Below are 16,048 nucleotides of genomic sequence, written 5' to 3'. Positions count from 1 at the left end.
GTGGGGGACCAGTTGAATGTGGATCCCGCAGTACTGCAGCAGGCGGCGGAAGGGATCACCGGGGTCATCAGTGAGCTGTCGGATCTGGGTGTCGGGGAGACCGGGGCGATGGGGCGCGGGTTCTCGTTGTTGACCCTGTCGCCGATGGAGGCGGGTAAGGCGTCGGTGCAGAGCGCTTTCGAGACCTTCACCGAGCGCTGGTCATGGGGTGTGCGGGCGCTGGTGCAGGCGGGCAACGAGATCGCGAAGACGTTGGGGTTGGCGGCGGGGCGCTATCACATCATGGATGAGAAGTTCTCGAACACGTTCAAGGAGATGTTCACGCAGCTGACGGGCAACCCGCATCTGTCGAAGGAAGAGATAGATGCGCGGTCGTGGGGAGACACGTTGGCCGACAACCAGTTCAACCAGATCCGCCACACCGATTACAGCGCCGAATCGTTCCAGAACGCGTTCACTCATATCGGCACGAACGTCAAGGTGATCGAGGCGGTGGGCCCGGACGCGTTGGGTAACAACGGTCCGATACCGGGGATCCCGCGGCATTGGAATACCGGTGCTGCCGAGCGGGCGGCGGAGATCATGAATGGCCAAGGTGGGGGCGAATAGGTGAGTGGTCTCGGTGATTTCGTCAACAAGGTTGGTGACGCGGTCGAGCACGGCGTCGAATCGGCCACGCAGAAGGCCGGTGAGCTCGCCGATGCCGGTTTGGACGCGGCGGCGGGGCTGGCGCGCAAGGTCGGTGCCGACGGGGTCGCGGAGAACCTCGACGATCTCGGGGACAAGATCGCCGATCTGGCTGGCGGTGAAATAAAGGAACGCGAACTCGGACAGACCACCGACCCGAAAGAACTGATCCGGGGCGAGCCCTCAGCGATCCACGACGCCGTCGAAGCGCTGCAGAAGATGGGCGATTCGATCGGCAAGACCGGTGACGCGCTGCGCACGGTGAACACCGCGGACTGGACCGGGTCGGCGGCGGAGGAGTTCCATACCGAGTTCGCGAAACAGCCGAAGCTGTGGTGGGAGGGCGCTGATGCGATGCACAAGGCATCGGGTGTGCTCGACGGCTGGTACCACGAGGTCACCGCCGCGCAAACCAAAGCCGCTGACGCGATCGCGAAATGGGAAGCAGCCGAAACCGAGGAAACCACCAAGAAGAACCAGTGGAACGCCCTGTCGGATGAGCAGAAACGCAAGACACCACTGACCGACACGTGGACCTCGATCCACAACGAGGCCCGCGAGATCCTGCGCGGCGCACGCTCACAGCGTGACAACGCAGCAGCCGCGGCGGCGGCGGCGTTGGCGGCGGCGACCGAGGCCGCCCCGACCGAGCCGCCGTTCACCGAACGCTGGACCGACAATCTCTCGGATCTGTCGGGGGCGGTCGATCAGGCGAAGCTGAACTTCACCTCCGGGTTGCTGACCAGTTTCACCGGGATCGTGCAGTTCGTGCGGCAGGTCAGCCCGATGGACGCCTACAACCTGACCCATCCGGCCGAATACTTCTCGGGCATGTCGGATCTGGGCACCGGGTTGGTGGTTGCGGCGGCCGATCCCGGAGCGACGGTGTCCTCGATCCTGTCCGGTGCGCGCAAGAACCCGTCGGAGTTCCTCGGCTCTTTGACCGGTGACCTGATCACCACTGTCGGCACCGGCGGTGCGGGCGCGGCCAAACCGGCGCTGTCCGCGTTGGACAAGATCGGTGACGTCTCCAAGGTCAGCAAAGCGACCCACACCGTGGCCAGCGCGGCAGAACACGCCCCGCACACCACCCCGCATGCCCCGAGCGGACCTTCCACACCCCATACGTCCTCGTCGACCCCGCACGAATCCGGCGCACCAACGAGCACACACCCGACAACCGAAGCGCCGTCACCAACCTCGACCGCGAGCGACCCGGGCACGTCGGCCGGAACCCACCCGAGCACCAGCGAACCTGGCACACAACCACACGCGACAACCGAATCGCCAACGCAACCCGGAACAACCAACCCACAACCTGAAACCCCCACGCACACAACAGACTCCGGCACGCCAGGGCCGGACAACACCGCACCGGGGCACACTCAGCCGGATGCACCGCAGCCGACACATTCCGAACAGCCTGTATCGCAGCCACCTCCAACCAGTGAGCACCCGAGCGACACGCCGCACGAGCGGCACCCCGATTCCCCTTCAACGCGACCGGATTCCGACGCGCCACCGCGGGCCGAGCCCGAAACACCGAACCAGCGTCCCGACTCGAACCCAACTCCCCACGCAGATTCCCCCAGCACACCAACAGACCACGGCGGCAACGGTCCACAGCAGGCTCACGACGGAAATCCGACCCACTCGGACGGTCACGAGACAACACCGGGCGCACACGACAAACCGGCCTCGGAACAGCAGCCAACACACCACGATGGTGCGCAGGAGAATCCCACGCCGCAGGACCGCGCCGACGCCGATAGCGGCGCGCACGGCAAGGCAGAGGAATCCGGCCCGGAGAAAGACCAAACCCCGGACCAGAAGACCTGCTCCGACGACCCTGTCGACATCGCGACCGGCGAATTTCTTCTCCCCGAAACCGATCTCGATCTACCGGGCGTACTGGCGCTCACACTGCGTCGCACGCACAGCTCGAACTACCGATTCGGCCGCTGGTTCGGTCCCTCCTGGTCGGCGACGCTGGACATGCGCCTTGTCGTCGAGCACGAGGGCGTCACCTTCATCGGCGAAGACGGCATTATGCTGGCCTACCCGCACGCAGAGGTCGGAGTCGCCGTGGAGCCGATCACCGGCGGCCAGCGATGGACATTGACTCGCACCGAGGTCGGCGGCTACCGAGTGTGGGACCAACACCGCGAACTAATCCGGCACTTCGCTCCCGAATCCGCATTAGGCGGTATCGACTCCCGCCTGGGCAACTACGCAATCTCTGCGATCACCGACCGCCACCGCAACCGAATCCGCTTCCACTACAACACCGATGGCGCACCGGTGGAAATCTCACACTCCGGTGGGTATCGAGTCCGCGTCGAAACCTCCGCAGGACGGGTGACCGGCCTGTCAGTTCTGGGTGCCGACCGACATGGCGCCGAAACCAGCACCCCGGTAAGGCAATTCACCTACGACGCTGGCGAGCTGTCGGCAGTGATCAATGCCGTCGGCGCTACCACCAGCTACACCTACGACGTCGAACACCGGATGACGTCCTGGACCGACTCCAACGGCAACCGCATGGTCAACACCTATGATGAGTCCGGGCGCGTCATCTACCAGCGCGGCACCGCCGGAGTCCTCGACACCGACTATGAATACCTCGAATTCCCCGACGGCACCGGCAGTCTCACTACTCTCACCGACTCCCGTGGCGCGACCACCACCCATGGCTTCGACCGAGATCTGCGGCTGCGCGACCTGGTCGATCCCTCCGGTGGCCGCACCCACATCGACTACAACGCCGACCGTCGACCACTGAAAGTGATCGCACCCGACGGCACGGCGACCCAATACCGTTACACCAGCGACGGTGACGTCAGTGAAATCCTGCGCCCCGACGGCAATTCTGTCGAGATCGAGTACATGTGGCGCAACCGTCCCACGCGATTCACCGACGCTGACGGCGCAGTTCGGTACCAGGAGTGGAACAAGAACGGCGACCTCGCGGCGAGCGTGGACGCTGCCGGAGCCAGGATCACCTACTCCTATCACCCCAACGGTGCCGTTGCCGAGGTGACCGACGCAGGCGGTGCACGCACCGCCGTCGAGGTGAACACAGCCGGACTCCCGGTCCGAGTGGTCGACCCGCTGGGGGCGGTCACCACCATCGAACGCGACAGCTTCGGCCGCCCCTACGAGGTAATCGACCCACTCAGCGCCGTGACTCGCTACGAATGGCGACCCGATGGAAAACTGCTGCGCCGCACCGACCCTGACGGCTACACAGAATCCTGGACATATGACGGCGAAGGAAATGTCCTAACCCACACCACCCGCGCCGACACTGTCACCACCTTCGACTACGGCGCCTTCGACCTGCTGCAAACACGCGCAGAGCCCGACGGCTCGACCACTCGCTACACCTGGGACACCCAACGCCGACTCACCGCGGTCACCAGCCCCCTCGGCCAAACCTGGAGCTACACATACGATCCCGCTGGCCGGTTGATCTCCGAGATCGACTACACCGGCGCTACCACCAGTTACGCCCACGACCAGGCCGGACGCGTCGCAACCGTCACCCCGGCAACGGGAGTCAGCCGCCACCACACTCATGATGTCCTCGGCCGCCTCACCCAGATCGTCGCCGACACAGGCGAATGGATCCGCTACACTCGCGACCCCGCCGGTCGCGTCCTAACCGCCGACACCGGAACCGGCGAAACCCATATTCACACTCTGGAATTCGTCTACACCGCGACGGGGCGCGTCGCTTCTCAGAAGCTCGACGGTCACTCCGTCACGACCTTCGAACACGACCGACAGAGCCGCCGAACGCGCCGAACCACTCCCTCCGGCGCCACTACTGACTGGCATTACGACTTCACCGGACGCGTCCGAGCTCTCAAAACTAACGACCACGACATCACCTTCACCCATGACTCGATCGGCCGTCCCATCGGCTGGCGTGTCGACGAAATTGCAATCGACCGCATCCTGACCAGCATTGGCTACGTCACTCATCAAGAAGTCACTGCCTATCCGGGCACTTCGCTGGCGCTTGATCTCGGGCCCTCCGTGCGCCCCAGCCCGCGGCAGGTGCGATCCGACGAGTACATGTATCGTCCCGACGGATACCTCACCGGCCATATCGCTACCGGTTCCGATGGTGTGGTGACCGGTCAGCGTGATTTTGTCCTGGATGCGGTCGGTCGCGTCACCCGTATCTCCTCACACGGTGCGCTTGCCGAACAGTACAGCTATGACGCCATGGGCAACGTCACAAGCACACTGCTTGCCGCAGACCCCGACTCCGACCTCGTTCGGCCGCCCGGTGGGCCGGGTATCACCCGTGGCGAAGACACGGGTACCGACAACCTGCGTGAATACCGCAACAACATCCTCATCCGCCACGGACGCACCCGCTACCACTACGACCGAGCCGGTCGACTCATCCGCAAGACCACTACTCGTCTGTCTCGCAAACCCGACGTTTGGCACTACCGCTACAACGGTTTCGACCAGCTCACCGACGTATGGACCCCTGATCGTCAGTGGTGGCGATACACCTATGACGCGCTCGGCCGCCGCACCACCAAACAGCAACTCACCACCGACGGCACTGTCGTCGAGCAAACGGACTACACCTGGGACGCCACCCACCTCATCGAACAATCCGCGCCCAGTGCAACTACACGCTGGCAATACCAGCCCGGTAGCTACACGCCCATCACGCAAGAGACTGATCAGGCTGCGGTCGACCGAGAATTCTTCGCTATTGTCACCGACCTCGTCGGTACCCCTGTCGAACTCATCGACCCCAGCAACGGCCACAGCACCGCCACCGCCACGACCGACCTCTGGGGACGGACAACCTGGCACGGCACCGCCGCCAGCCCCCTACGCTTCCCTGGCCAAATTCACGACGCGGAAACCGGACTCCACTACAACTACCAACGCGTGTACGACCCCGCCACGGGCCGTTACCTTACCCAAGACCCCCTCGGTCTCGCGCCTGCGCCCAACCCGAACACCTATCCACACAACCCACTCAGCTGGAGCGATCCACTCGGCCTGATCCCCGAGGAATGTGGCAAAAGGTTCGAAACACGAGACGATGCGGAGCGCGCAGCTTTCGAAGCAGCCGGTGTCCCCTACGGAAGGACTCCCGATGCCGAGTGGACAGTAATGGGAGACGTCCGATACGCCCATGTTCCTGGCCATTTCTACTCGCCCGATCCGACGCACTGGGGGAATTTCAGGCAATTCGAGATGGAGCAAGGGTCACGGGTGATCGTGGAACACACCGATGATCCGGCCGGAACGCACTTTCACGCCGGACAGCCCAAAGGTGATTCAACGCAAACTGGGGTCAACTTCGGATGGGACAACTCCCCAGGTCCTCCCGGAGGGAGTCGATACAATGAAACATTCCAGCGATACGGGAGCATTGATGGGCCGCACGGCGACCACCACTTCTTCTACTGAAAGAAGTGATCGCATCAGTAGCCGCCCAGACGAAGGAGCCTGCGAATGAGTACTCCGGTGATCCCATCTGAAGAGCTGCGCCGGTCACTGACATCGATCGGCCTCGCCATTTGCTCGGACAGCACAGAAGGCGTTCCCTCGCCATCGCAAGCAATGCAGGCCGTAAACGGCGGCGAAGTGGAGCCGAAATACACAGTCCCCTACCGCTCAGACGACGCGCTCGGCGAGCTGGACAGGCTGTGGCATGCCGAAGCCAACGCCGTGTCCCTCTACGCAAATGCAGGTAAGTTCCTGCTCATACTTCCGGGACCAGGCAGTAGTCATGCCGGCTGGTTATGTGTCCAAGACACGGTAGGGGAAAGGCTTCCCTCCCGAATTATTGCGATTACGAACTCTCCCGAGTTCATCGCAATGTCGCTCGACGGTAAGCAACTCTGCGCCACTTCTCGAGAGGACTATGACTACTGGGTTATCAGCCACAAATTCACCGAGCAATTCAAAGCTGCTGACCATAAGCGGAGCGTGATCTATCCTGAGGTGCGTCGGCTGGTGGAAAGTGGAACTTCCCTGAGCGATCTACTGTCTTATCTGAAATCGACGGGGTATTTTAGAGGTCACAAGATCGAACTGATGAGCATACTGAGAGAAGCTTGCGGGATCTCGCTTTCCGAAACCGGGGAGCTGGCGGCGCTACTGGACCAGTATTGCACGCCGATCGTTCCAATGGATCAACTTGAAGCGAAATGGCAGTATATCGTTTCTGATAATCGGCAAGGTTGAACACTCGGCACTTTCGGCGGCGGACTGCGAGTGACGGACGGCGCGACACGTCGATGTGTGAGCAGCGCTGGAGGGGATGTCGGACCGCTCGGCGCGGTCCAGACCTTGCGCGAGCGAGTCTGACTTTAAAACATTGCAAATACCGCACGATTGCCCTGACGAGGGAAACATTCATCTCGCCCACCCAGGGATTTCGGATTCCTATGCCGCCGACCTTTTAGAATTCGAGCTTCGTCCGAGAACAATCGACGAACTAGCGGAAATCGGTGTCAGAAGCAACGCGAAGGCCGTCCAAGATCTGTATCCGGATATGCCGGTGGTATCAAAGGGTTGGCCGGAGTTTGCGGCGCACTTCGGGGGTGATGGTCTGGGGCACGTCAATATTGGGTTGGGTCGAGTTCCTGCATTGCAGATATTCAACGATGCGACAGTCAAGTGGAGGGAGATAGTACGATGACTCCAGAGGATGACAAGGTCATACTAGGGTTGGTATACAGCCCAGCAAATCCGACTCGGGTCGGTTCGCCCGAAGAAGTGCTGCGGCACTTCGGGGCAAGCGATGGTCGGGAACTCGGATTGAAACTGCTGAAGGAAGCGATCGAAAGTCGTGATGCCGACGGTGTCGAACTAGCTCTGATTGTGAGCTCCGAGTTCGGGCTCACAATGGATTATCTCGACACGCTGTTGCAGTTGAGTTCAGCAGATTGGCACTACATGCACGAAGCTGTGGTGTCGCTGCTCGGGCAGCTACGGACACCGACCGCGGTCGTTGCGTTGTATCGAGCTGCGGTCTGGATTCCAGATTATCTCGACTACGACGACAACAGGGCCCTCGCAACGAAAGCGATCTGGGCGCTTGGTGGCACACCCGGGCTGGAAGCAGAAGCAGCCTTAGTCCGGCTGGGCGATTCGGACAGTCAGATTGTGCGGCAGGGAGCCGAAGCGCAGCTCAAGCGCAGGCAAAAGTCTCATACTGCAACGTAGGGAAGGGGCCGCATATCGGCTCTTAACATGGGTTATCCGCATGTTAGCCAAGAGCCGCTGTTCGAACATGTTCGGGTAGACGGTCGGATCCCGACCCGGGTCGAGCATCTGGTGTTCCTGGAAACTGAGACCTGCCGCCGCCTACTGGGTCGGCTCGATGCCGCGTGGCCGATGCCGGTGCTGAAGACCGCGACACTGCGCGATCGGGTCGCCGCGCATCGGCGGCGCGGACCCTGCTCGGTCGAATTCTCGAGTACGGTGAACGGCTGTCGGCGACGGATAACACGTTGCGCCGCAGCGGTCTTTCGGTGCCCTACTGGGCGGCTTCGGATGAGGTGGCTCACCTTCTCGAAGCGTTCGCCGCGGTGGAGGCGGAGCTCGCATGGCAGCAGACGGGGTGCCCCTGGCTCACCTCACCGACCAGCTCGACGCCTGGTGTCGTGATTGCCGGGCAACCAGCAACTTGCGCGAACTGGCGGAGTGTTCGCGAAAGACTGCCGAGGAGGATGGAGACCAGTCACAGTAGAGCGTTGGCTGAAGGGTTTCTGGGCCGCGCATGCCGAGTCCGATCCCGGGGCGCGGGGCGCTTGGGCACGAATGCGATGACAGGCCGGCGGATGCCGGCCGCATGGTCATCTCGACGATGCGCCGGACAGCCATCGTCGAGCGCGGCCGAATACAGAATTCTTGCGCCCGCGTGTTCGATCGATCGGGTTGCACCAGCGGGGCAACGCCTCTCGCGCGGCAAGCCATGTCTGGGGTATCCCAACGATCGGGGCCGGGCGGTTGCCGGTGTAGGCGGCGACGATCCCGCCGACGATGGCGCTGGTGGTGTCGATATCTCCGTCTGCGGCAATGCATGTGGTGATTGCGGCCGGGTAGTTGTCCAGATGTGTGGCCGCGACCCACATCGTGAACGGCACCGTGTTCTGCGCGGTGACCAGAGATCCGTTGCCGAGTTCGTTCGCGGCTTCGGCGGCGGGGGATCCGAGTAGGGTGCGGGCGCGGCGGATCAGCCGGGTCGTGTCACCGTGGTCGAGGCGGTCCAGGACGCTGGTGATGAATTCGGTTGGTGTGGGCCGTGTCCCGTTGAGGCGGGCATGCGCGGCGTGGGCTGCGGCGAGTGCGACCGCGACGGCGCCGGTGATCCCTTCGGGATGTAGATGCGTTACCTGCGTCGACCGGACCGCTTCGGCGACAACCTTTTCCGGGTCGCCGGCGTAAAAGGCACCCAAGGGGGCAACCCGCATGGCCGCACCGTTGCCGCAGGAACCTTCGTCACCGAATGCGGCTGCGGCCGCGGTGCGCCAATGCACGCCATCGCGGACTCGACGCAAGGTGCCGACCGTGGCGAAGCCGTAGTCACGGCTCGGGTCGAAGCGTCGCGCGAAAGCGGTGGCAAGCCGATCCTGGTCGATCTCGCCGCGACTGGACAGCTCGGTAACCACGGAGCAGGCCATTTCGGTGTCGTCGGTCCACCCCCACGGTCCGGCAGGAAGATTGTCTGCCCGAAGATCTGCGATGGATCGGCGCATGATCGGGAACTGCTGCCCCAAAGCGTCCCCCACGGACAGTCCATCCAAAGAATCAAGCATCAACTCGACATGCATTGCGTCTGATGATAGCCAAGGGGAAGACGATCTACGCGCATGGCGAATGTGTGTCTGAATCTTCAACGGCGGCCGTGGATGTCGGTTCGTCGCCGTAAGTGCGCGGATGAGTTCGGTGACGTGTTTGCGTTGCTCGCGCCCAGGAGAGCTGCTTCCGGTTGGCGGGGTGTATGCCTCGTCGAGTTCGAGTGCGATCCCGGACTCGTGCGCGAGATCGCGCACGTCGAGCTTCAAGGCTTGGATACAGCGCGAATGGTGTCGATCGAGGACGGGTGCTCGGGTTGTCGATGAACCGGCTGACCGAGGTTGGGAATCAGGACGACATCAGACCGGTGCGCGTCGCCGTGATCGCTACGGTGATGGCCAGCGGTGTTGCGAGGGCCTGGCACGGCCATCCCTAGCCGGTTACATCTGGCCGTGGCGGACCGGGCCTGCTGGTTCGTAGGTGCCGAGGACGATGCCGAGATCGGTCACGGTGAGCTCGACTGGGCGCATCGTCGCCGGGAGGATGCCGTCGTTGAACAAGCGGCGACCGGAGCCGAGCACCAGCGGAAACGTCATCAGGCGGAAGCGGTCGACAAGCTCGTGCTGCAACAGTGTCTGGAGCAGTTTGCCGCTTCCCCAGATCTGCAGCTCGTCGCCGGGTTCGTCCTTCAGCGCCTGCACGGCCGCGACGACGTCGCCGGTGAGGAGACGAGCGGTGTCGGGGTGCTCGCCGCGCCACGTGGCATCGGCCTGGCTGAGCGAGTTGGACACGACGTATTTGGGCAGTGAGTTGATCGCGGTGGCAATGGGGTTGCCGGGGTCGGTTTGATCAGGCCAGTAGCCGCGGAAGATGTCGAATGTTCTGCGACCGAACAGGAATGCGCTGGCGTGGCTGTTGAGTTCGGTGACGAACTCGCCGACGGCTTGGTCCGGGAAGGGGGCCTGCCAGCCGCCGTGGGTGAAGGTGTCGCTGGGATCTTCCTCGGGCCCGCCGGGGGCCTGCATCACGCCGTCGAGGGTCAGGAACGTCTGAACGGTGAGCTTCATGTGGATGTAGACGGAGCGGCGCACTGATTCTGAGCGGTCTCACGTCGAATCGCTGCGGGCGGAGTCAGAACGCATCTCTTTCATGCCGGTGACAACAACCTGGTCGACATGACCGGCGACCCCTCCGCGCACACGCCACCTCTTCCGACGCCTTGCGAGAGTTCCTCGACCGCGGTGTAGAGATCACTCTGCACGCCAAAGTCGCGGCTACGGCGACCTCAGCGGTCATAGGCTCAGCAAATGCCTCTCACCACTCGACGGCAATCGACGAGCGGTGATCATTAGCGACGACCCCCTGTCGTCGAACAGGTCGTCTTGCCGTCCGAATCGGAATTCGTCTGGCTTCTGCGTGAAACGCAGGAACTCCTCGAATAGGCCGACCGCAGGGAGTCTGTTCAAGTGTTTGTTTAGCTGCTGTGCCGCGCGTGTATCGCGCAACTCCCGCAACAGGGCGGTACCCCAGTTTGCCGTACTCGTGCCGCTCTACCCAATGTTGTCATCCACGGTCAGCGGCCGATCGCGTTGGACCGCCGCCGCGATCTCCGAGATCCAGCAGACCAGTCACGCGAACCAACGACTGACCCCTTACAGTCCCTCGTCGAACGGGTACCGGTCGTGTAACGCGGATCGGTCGCCGACAAAGTAGTTCAGGACGAGGTCGTCAGCGACTTGGACCAGCACATCGCGACCCTCGACTACGGATGCCCACTCCATCGGTAGTCCGGACACACCATGGGCGGCGCCGATCAGGTTGCCGGCGACCGCACCGGTGGAATCGGAGTCACCGGAATGGTTCACCGACAACAGCAGTGCTGCGCGCACATCGCCGGTCCGGACCGCGTACAGGGCGCAGTACACCGCGATGGCCAGGCACTCTTCTGCGATCCACCCCGCGCCGACCTGCTCGACTTTTTCAGCGCTCGCCACGCCCTCGGACAGCTCGACAGCGCGGGTCAGCGCCGCCATGGTTTCCGCACCTGCGGGAAATGCCGCGAGTTGAGTAATGGTCTGCTGCACGGCAATCGGCAGTTCGACACCGCCCACAACACGATCAATTAGTGCCGCGAACGCGCCCGCGGCGAGATATCCCGTGGGATGCCCGTGGGTCAGCTGCGCGCTGCGAGCGGCCGTGGTGAATGCGAGGTCTGGGCCCGCCCCGGCCAGTCCGAACGGTGCCGACCGCATCACGGTGCCGCAACCTTTCGAGCCCGGATTCACGGGACCGGGTTGGTCGAGCATGTCTGGGGCGAGATACCCCAATGCCTGCCTGTTCAGACCGGACATACAGGCATTCCCAGGTGCCCGCGCCGCATACAGAAACGGTTGACTCGCCAGCCAGCCGTCACTGTCCAGTACGGCAGCATCGGGTGTCTGGGTCTGCAACCAGCGCAGATACGCTCTGCGCAGCGCTGGCACCGGGTCAACTCCCGGAACCGACCGCAGCAGGCCCTCCGCGGTGAACAATGTCATCTGGGTGTCATCGGTAATCTGTTGCGGCGCACCCGCGTCGTGCTGAGGCAGAAAACCTTGCACCCCGTCGGCTCCATACCGTTGGCGAATCTGGGCCAGTTGCAGGAATTCGATAGGCCACCCGAGCGCGTCACCGATCGCCCCACCCAGCAGCGAACCCCGTACCCGGTCGAAGACCGGCTTGTAATCACCCACGGGACAACATCATTGCGCATCCGGTTGGCACAAACACCACCCAGCCACATCCGAGGGCCCGCGGGACATCCCCTGACCATGCGACAGTATGGAAATCAGCAGGTACCGACAGTCCCGCAACGGTCATGGAAATTCGCGGACTTCGACAACGTCGAAGCCGACAGACCGAGCGGCGGTTTCGAACATTTCCTGCCACTGGTCCACGTCGGTGCTGTCTATCAGGGCATCGGGCATGACCTCGACGCTGATGGACCACCGGTTTTCACCGTCGCGCCACAGCTTGGCCAGCACCGAGGCATCCCCGCCCGCGCCGAGCTCACGTGAACCGAACTGCACGGCATCAGGGTCATCGAGACGGCCTCGGCGGCTCAGGCCGAGGGTGTCACGCAACTGTTCCAGTCGATCGTGGTCGAGGTCCCCCGAAAGGGTCAGCAGCAACCGGCGTTTCGGCCTGGCCGGGAGTTTCGGATCTGTCGCCGATGCCGCCTCGTTGGGGGTTGGTTCCAGTCCCAGCAGGGGAAGGGCGAGGTCGGCGTTGCCCTTGTTCTCGTTCCACGCCGTATACGTCAACTGCGCTGGTGCAGCGATTCCGAACGCATCCCGCAAACCGGAGGTGATCATCGCCGCCAGCCGATGGTATTCGGCCCGTGGCGCGGGCCACGCCACGTTGAACGACCAGTTGTAGCTGTCGCGCCCGATAGGCGGCTGCCAGCCCAGATCAGCGATGTACTCAAGCCCTGCGGCATCGGCCCGCACCTCAGGGTCCAGCATGCCAGGACCGGGTAGCTCGGCGTACAGTTTGGTATCGGTCTGATAGAACTGCGCATACCGGCGTCGATCCGGGTTCGGTACACGCTCTCGGATGGATACAATCGCACCCGCGGGCAGCACCGCCAACTGGTTCGCCAACCTATCGGTGAACTCGTCCCAGCCGGTCATGACTGTTCTGCCTCGGCGAGCGCTTCGCCCTCGTCGTCGAGAGCCAACTGCTCGTTGGGCACCAGCTCCAGGTTCACCACGCTAGGAAAGGCTTTCAGCGCGAGAGTCTGCTGTGGTCCTGCCCAGCGCACCTCGGGATATTCACCCGGGACTCGCGTGCTCGGCGCCCCGAGCGCATCAGTAAGCGCACGTGTCATGCGCACGAACGCGTCCCACACGTTGTCGGCCTCATCGGAGTCGATGTCGGTCACCGACTGCACGATGTGGTGGGCGTGTCCATCCCAGCCGTCGACGCGGCCACTAGCCAGCCCGAACCCAACGTCAACGCTTACCGAATGTGGACCTATTCGCTCTATGTGCCATCCGAATTCGGCGGCCAGTTCCTGCACGTCGGCCAATCGCCACGACCAATGCAGCGACCGCAATCGAAGCGCCAGCTCGACAATCTCGGCGTCGTCCAGCGCCCGCCACCCCGTCATAACCCCGCCCTATCGTCAGTCTCCAACACAGCCATCCCGCTCCCGCCCACACTCTCACGTTCACGCGCCCTGGCCTGATCCGCCCAATTCCAGCTCGCTGGTCGACGGGCGTTGTCAATCGTCCTCGTCGAGGGCGCTGAGCCAGTCGTTGGTTACCAGCTGTAACCGGACCGTGTGGTGGAAGTCGATCAGCCGCAGGGTTGTTTGCGGACCGGCCCAGCGGATTTCGGGAACCCTGTCGTCGAGGCGAGCGGTTGATCCGCCGAGGGATCTGGTCAGTACGTCCGCCATCCGGCCATAAGCCGCCACTGTTTTGTCGCGGCCGTCTGGTGTATCAGCGGCCTGGGTGCTGACGGTGACTTCGATGCGTACCGCGTCGCCGTCGAAGCCGATGATATCGACGGTGTCCGGGCCGAGACCGGAGGCGAACTGGACCCGGTCCGTTGAGTGGATCGTGGGTTCTTGCCAACCGAATACGGTCACCAAGCGCAGCAGATTGTCCATTCGCCATGACCAGACCAGCGTGCGTAGTTTCTCGGCGAGATCGGCGATCGCGTTGTCGGACAACGCCTGCCATCCGGACGGTCTCGGCATCGGCTTTGCGACGGGTATGTGGTCGGCGACGAAGAGCGGTTTCGAGACAGGTCGGCCCGCGTGGGGCGTCGACAGCGATTCGGTGGCTGCCGCATAGTCCAACGTCAGGTCGTCTTCGGAAGTGATACGGGCTCGCGGTGCTTCGGGGGGCGGTGTGCCGAATGTGAGGGTGTCACCCCACAGTCGTGTGCTGGATTCTTCCAAAATTTTGCGTGCGCGCTCCAGCGAGGCAGCGCTGGGCGGTGCGTCGCTTACGGTTGCGTCCGCTGACAGATGCCGGTCGATGACAGTCAGTCCTGCTGCGCGGCAGCCGACTTCGACGAGCCCGATCGATGTCGCGATATCGAAAAAGGGGAGGGCATCAATGGTGATGGACCATTCATCGGCGCCGGTGCGCAGCAGCGTGATAGTAGAAGCGCCAATTGATGGGTATCGCGGGTGGTTTCGGATGCGGTGCCCCAATTCGCTGCCTACCGCGTCGTTCGCAGCACCGGAGGGGGTCAGCCCGATGACCGCTCGAAGTTCCTCGAGTTGGGCTTGATCGAGCCGACCAGTCGTGACCAGGCGAAACCGCCGCATCAGTTTCATTCAAGGGCTCCCGATGGTGCCTTCATGACTGCACTACGAGGCGCTCGGGCGTTGTGCCGCTGTCCAACCACGCCGTTGCGATCTTTCTCGCAACGGCCCGATAGAGCATGTCGTCGGCGCTGTTCTCCGACGCGATTACCTCGGTGGCCTTGTTCAGGACCAATGTGTACTGACTGCCCTGTATATCGGTGTACCGGTAACGAACTCTTTCCTCGTCTTCCTCGATTTTCTCGATTTCTGCGTACAGTGCCAATGTCATGGTCTCCGTTTCCCCAAAGCTCGGATGACAACCGATCAGTCCTGGCGTGCCAGCCCGAGCAGTGGCAGGTGAAGGTCGCGTTCGTCCGCGTTCTTGTTCCATGCGGCGTAGGTCAACGACTCTGGGGCGCTGATTCGGAACGCGTCACGGAGTCCGGTCACCACCATCGCCGCCAACTGGCGGTATATGGCGGAATAGACCGGCCAAGGCAGCTCGATCCACCAGTAAGGGCCATGGTCGTCATCGGGTTCCTGCCAGCCTGCCTCGGTGATCAGCCGGTATCCCGTTTCGTCCGGCCTTGCGGTGGATTCGAGGAACTCATCGCCGACCAATTCGGCCAGTAGCTCGCTGTCGGTCTGCGCGAACTGCGCGAATCGTTGCTGGCCTGGGGGGACCCCCGCTTCGACGATCTTTACGATCGCGCCTGCGGGCAGTACCGCTAATTGCTCGGCCAGTCGCTCGGTGAATTCCGTCCAATCCGTCATATCAGTCCCTGCCGTTCGAATTCGATGGATCTATCGAGAGCCGCCAGCGAGGCGTTCGTCTGATACGTCAGCTGAACAGTATGCGCGAGACTCAGATTCTTCAGGCGCAAGGTTGCTTCCGGGAAAGCCCAACGGATTTCGGCGGCTTCCCCCGGCATGCGGGCGGTCGGTTCGCCGAGAGCGCCGGTTATGGCCTCGGTCATCCTGACGAACGCGTCACGCAACATTGCTCGGCCGGTCGCGTCCCCGCTTGCGGAGTCTGCCACCATCAACTCGATGGACTCGGCTACCCCGTCACGGCCTGTTACCGCACCGCTGCTCAGCCCGAAACCGCAGTCGAGCATGACCCAATCCGCTCGGGCCATCAATACCTGCCAATCGAACCGTGCGGCTATCGCGGGCACATCCTGCAGTTGCCACGACCAGTCCAACGATCGCAAGCCGGTAGCCAATTCGATTATCTCGTCGTCGGTCAGCGCACGCCATCCCGTCATG

Annotated in this window: 13 protein-coding genes; 4 read left to right on the top strand and 9 right to left on the bottom strand. The window is 62.9% G+C overall.

Annotation, left to right across the window (positions count from 1 at the left end; translation table 11 throughout):
* The 4 genes from ACIBI6_RS28645 to ACIBI6_RS28630 all read left to right on the top strand — a co-directional run bounded on the left by ACIBI6_RS28645 (position 1) and on the right by ACIBI6_RS28630 (position 7,902).
* Positions 1–609 carry a type VII secretion target gene (locus tag ACIBI6_RS28645; RefSeq protein WP_327094681.1) on the top strand — a complete coding sequence of 203 codons (609 nt, stop codon included), beginning with the start codon at positions 1–3 and terminating at the stop codon, positions 607–609.
* Entirely contained in the window at positions 610–6,138 is a 5,529-nt protein-coding gene (locus tag ACIBI6_RS28640; protein ID WP_396958418.1) for a putative T7SS-secreted protein, read from the top strand.
* Between the two features lie 45 nt (positions 6,139–6,183).
* Positions 6,184–6,918 (top strand): hypothetical protein, encoded by a 735-nt coding sequence (locus ACIBI6_RS28635; RefSeq protein WP_396958417.1) that lies wholly within the window; start codon positions 6,184–6,186, stop codon positions 6,916–6,918.
* 453 nt (positions 6,919–7,371) lie between these two features.
* Positions 7,372–7,902, top strand: coding sequence for a hypothetical protein (locus ACIBI6_RS28630; RefSeq protein ID WP_396958416.1), 531 nt, complete (start codon positions 7,372–7,374; stop codon positions 7,900–7,902).
* A 632-nt stretch (positions 7,903–8,534) separates the two neighbouring features.
* On the opposite strand, the gene ACIBI6_RS28625 is transcribed toward ACIBI6_RS28630, so the two are convergent.
* The 9 genes from ACIBI6_RS28625 to ACIBI6_RS28585 form a co-directional block, all read right to left on the bottom strand.
* Complete coding sequence (locus ACIBI6_RS28625; protein ID WP_396958415.1) at positions 8,535–9,470, bottom strand: ADP-ribosylglycohydrolase family protein; 936 nt, start codon at positions 9,468–9,470, stop codon at positions 8,535–8,537.
* Positions 9,471–9,917: 447 nt separating this feature from the next.
* Positions 9,918–10,568, bottom strand: a complete 651-nt coding sequence (locus tag ACIBI6_RS28620) for a dihydrofolate reductase family protein (RefSeq protein WP_396958414.1) — start codon at positions 10,566–10,568, stop codon at positions 9,918–9,920.
* Between the two features lie 561 nt (positions 10,569–11,129).
* Positions 11,130–12,209, bottom strand: a complete 1,080-nt coding sequence (locus tag ACIBI6_RS28615; protein WP_396958413.1) for an ADP-ribosylglycohydrolase family protein — start codon at positions 12,207–12,209, stop codon at positions 11,130–11,132.
* A 123-nt stretch (positions 12,210–12,332) separates the two neighbouring features.
* A complete protein-coding gene (locus ACIBI6_RS28610) occupies positions 12,333–13,148 on the bottom strand; it encodes a TY-Chap domain-containing protein (protein ID WP_396958412.1) in 816 nt (271 codons plus the stop codon).
* Complete coding sequence (locus ACIBI6_RS28605) at positions 13,145–13,627, bottom strand: DUF6301 family protein (protein WP_364349143.1); 483 nt, start codon at positions 13,625–13,627, stop codon at positions 13,145–13,147. Before ACIBI6_RS28605 ends, ACIBI6_RS28610 begins: the two co-directional genes overlap by 4 nt.
* Positions 13,628–13,741: 114 nt before the next feature.
* Positions 13,742–14,809 (bottom strand): DUF6301 family protein, encoded by a 1,068-nt coding sequence (locus ACIBI6_RS28600; protein WP_396958411.1) that lies wholly within the window; start codon positions 14,807–14,809, stop codon positions 13,742–13,744.
* Positions 14,810–14,831: 22 nt separating this feature from the next.
* Complete coding sequence (locus ACIBI6_RS28595) at positions 14,832–15,068, bottom strand: hypothetical protein (RefSeq protein WP_364349149.1); 237 nt, start codon at positions 15,066–15,068, stop codon at positions 14,832–14,834.
* Between the two features lie 35 nt (positions 15,069–15,103).
* Entirely contained in the window at positions 15,104–15,553 is a 450-nt protein-coding gene (locus ACIBI6_RS28590) for a TY-Chap domain-containing protein (protein ID WP_396958410.1), read from the bottom strand.
* Positions 15,550–16,047 carry a DUF6301 family protein gene (locus ACIBI6_RS28585; RefSeq protein ID WP_396958409.1) on the bottom strand — a complete coding sequence of 166 codons (498 nt, stop codon included), beginning with the start codon at positions 16,045–16,047 and terminating at the stop codon, positions 15,550–15,552. Before ACIBI6_RS28585 ends, ACIBI6_RS28590 begins: the two co-directional genes overlap by 4 nt.
* Between the last annotated feature and the right edge of the window lies 1 nt (position 16,048).

It is taken from the genome of Nocardia sp. NPDC050412, from assembly GCF_044458825.1.
Lineage (GTDB): Bacteria > Actinomycetota > Actinomycetes > Mycobacteriales > Mycobacteriaceae > Nocardia.
This window is presented reverse-complemented; position numbering and strand designations above follow the sequence as displayed.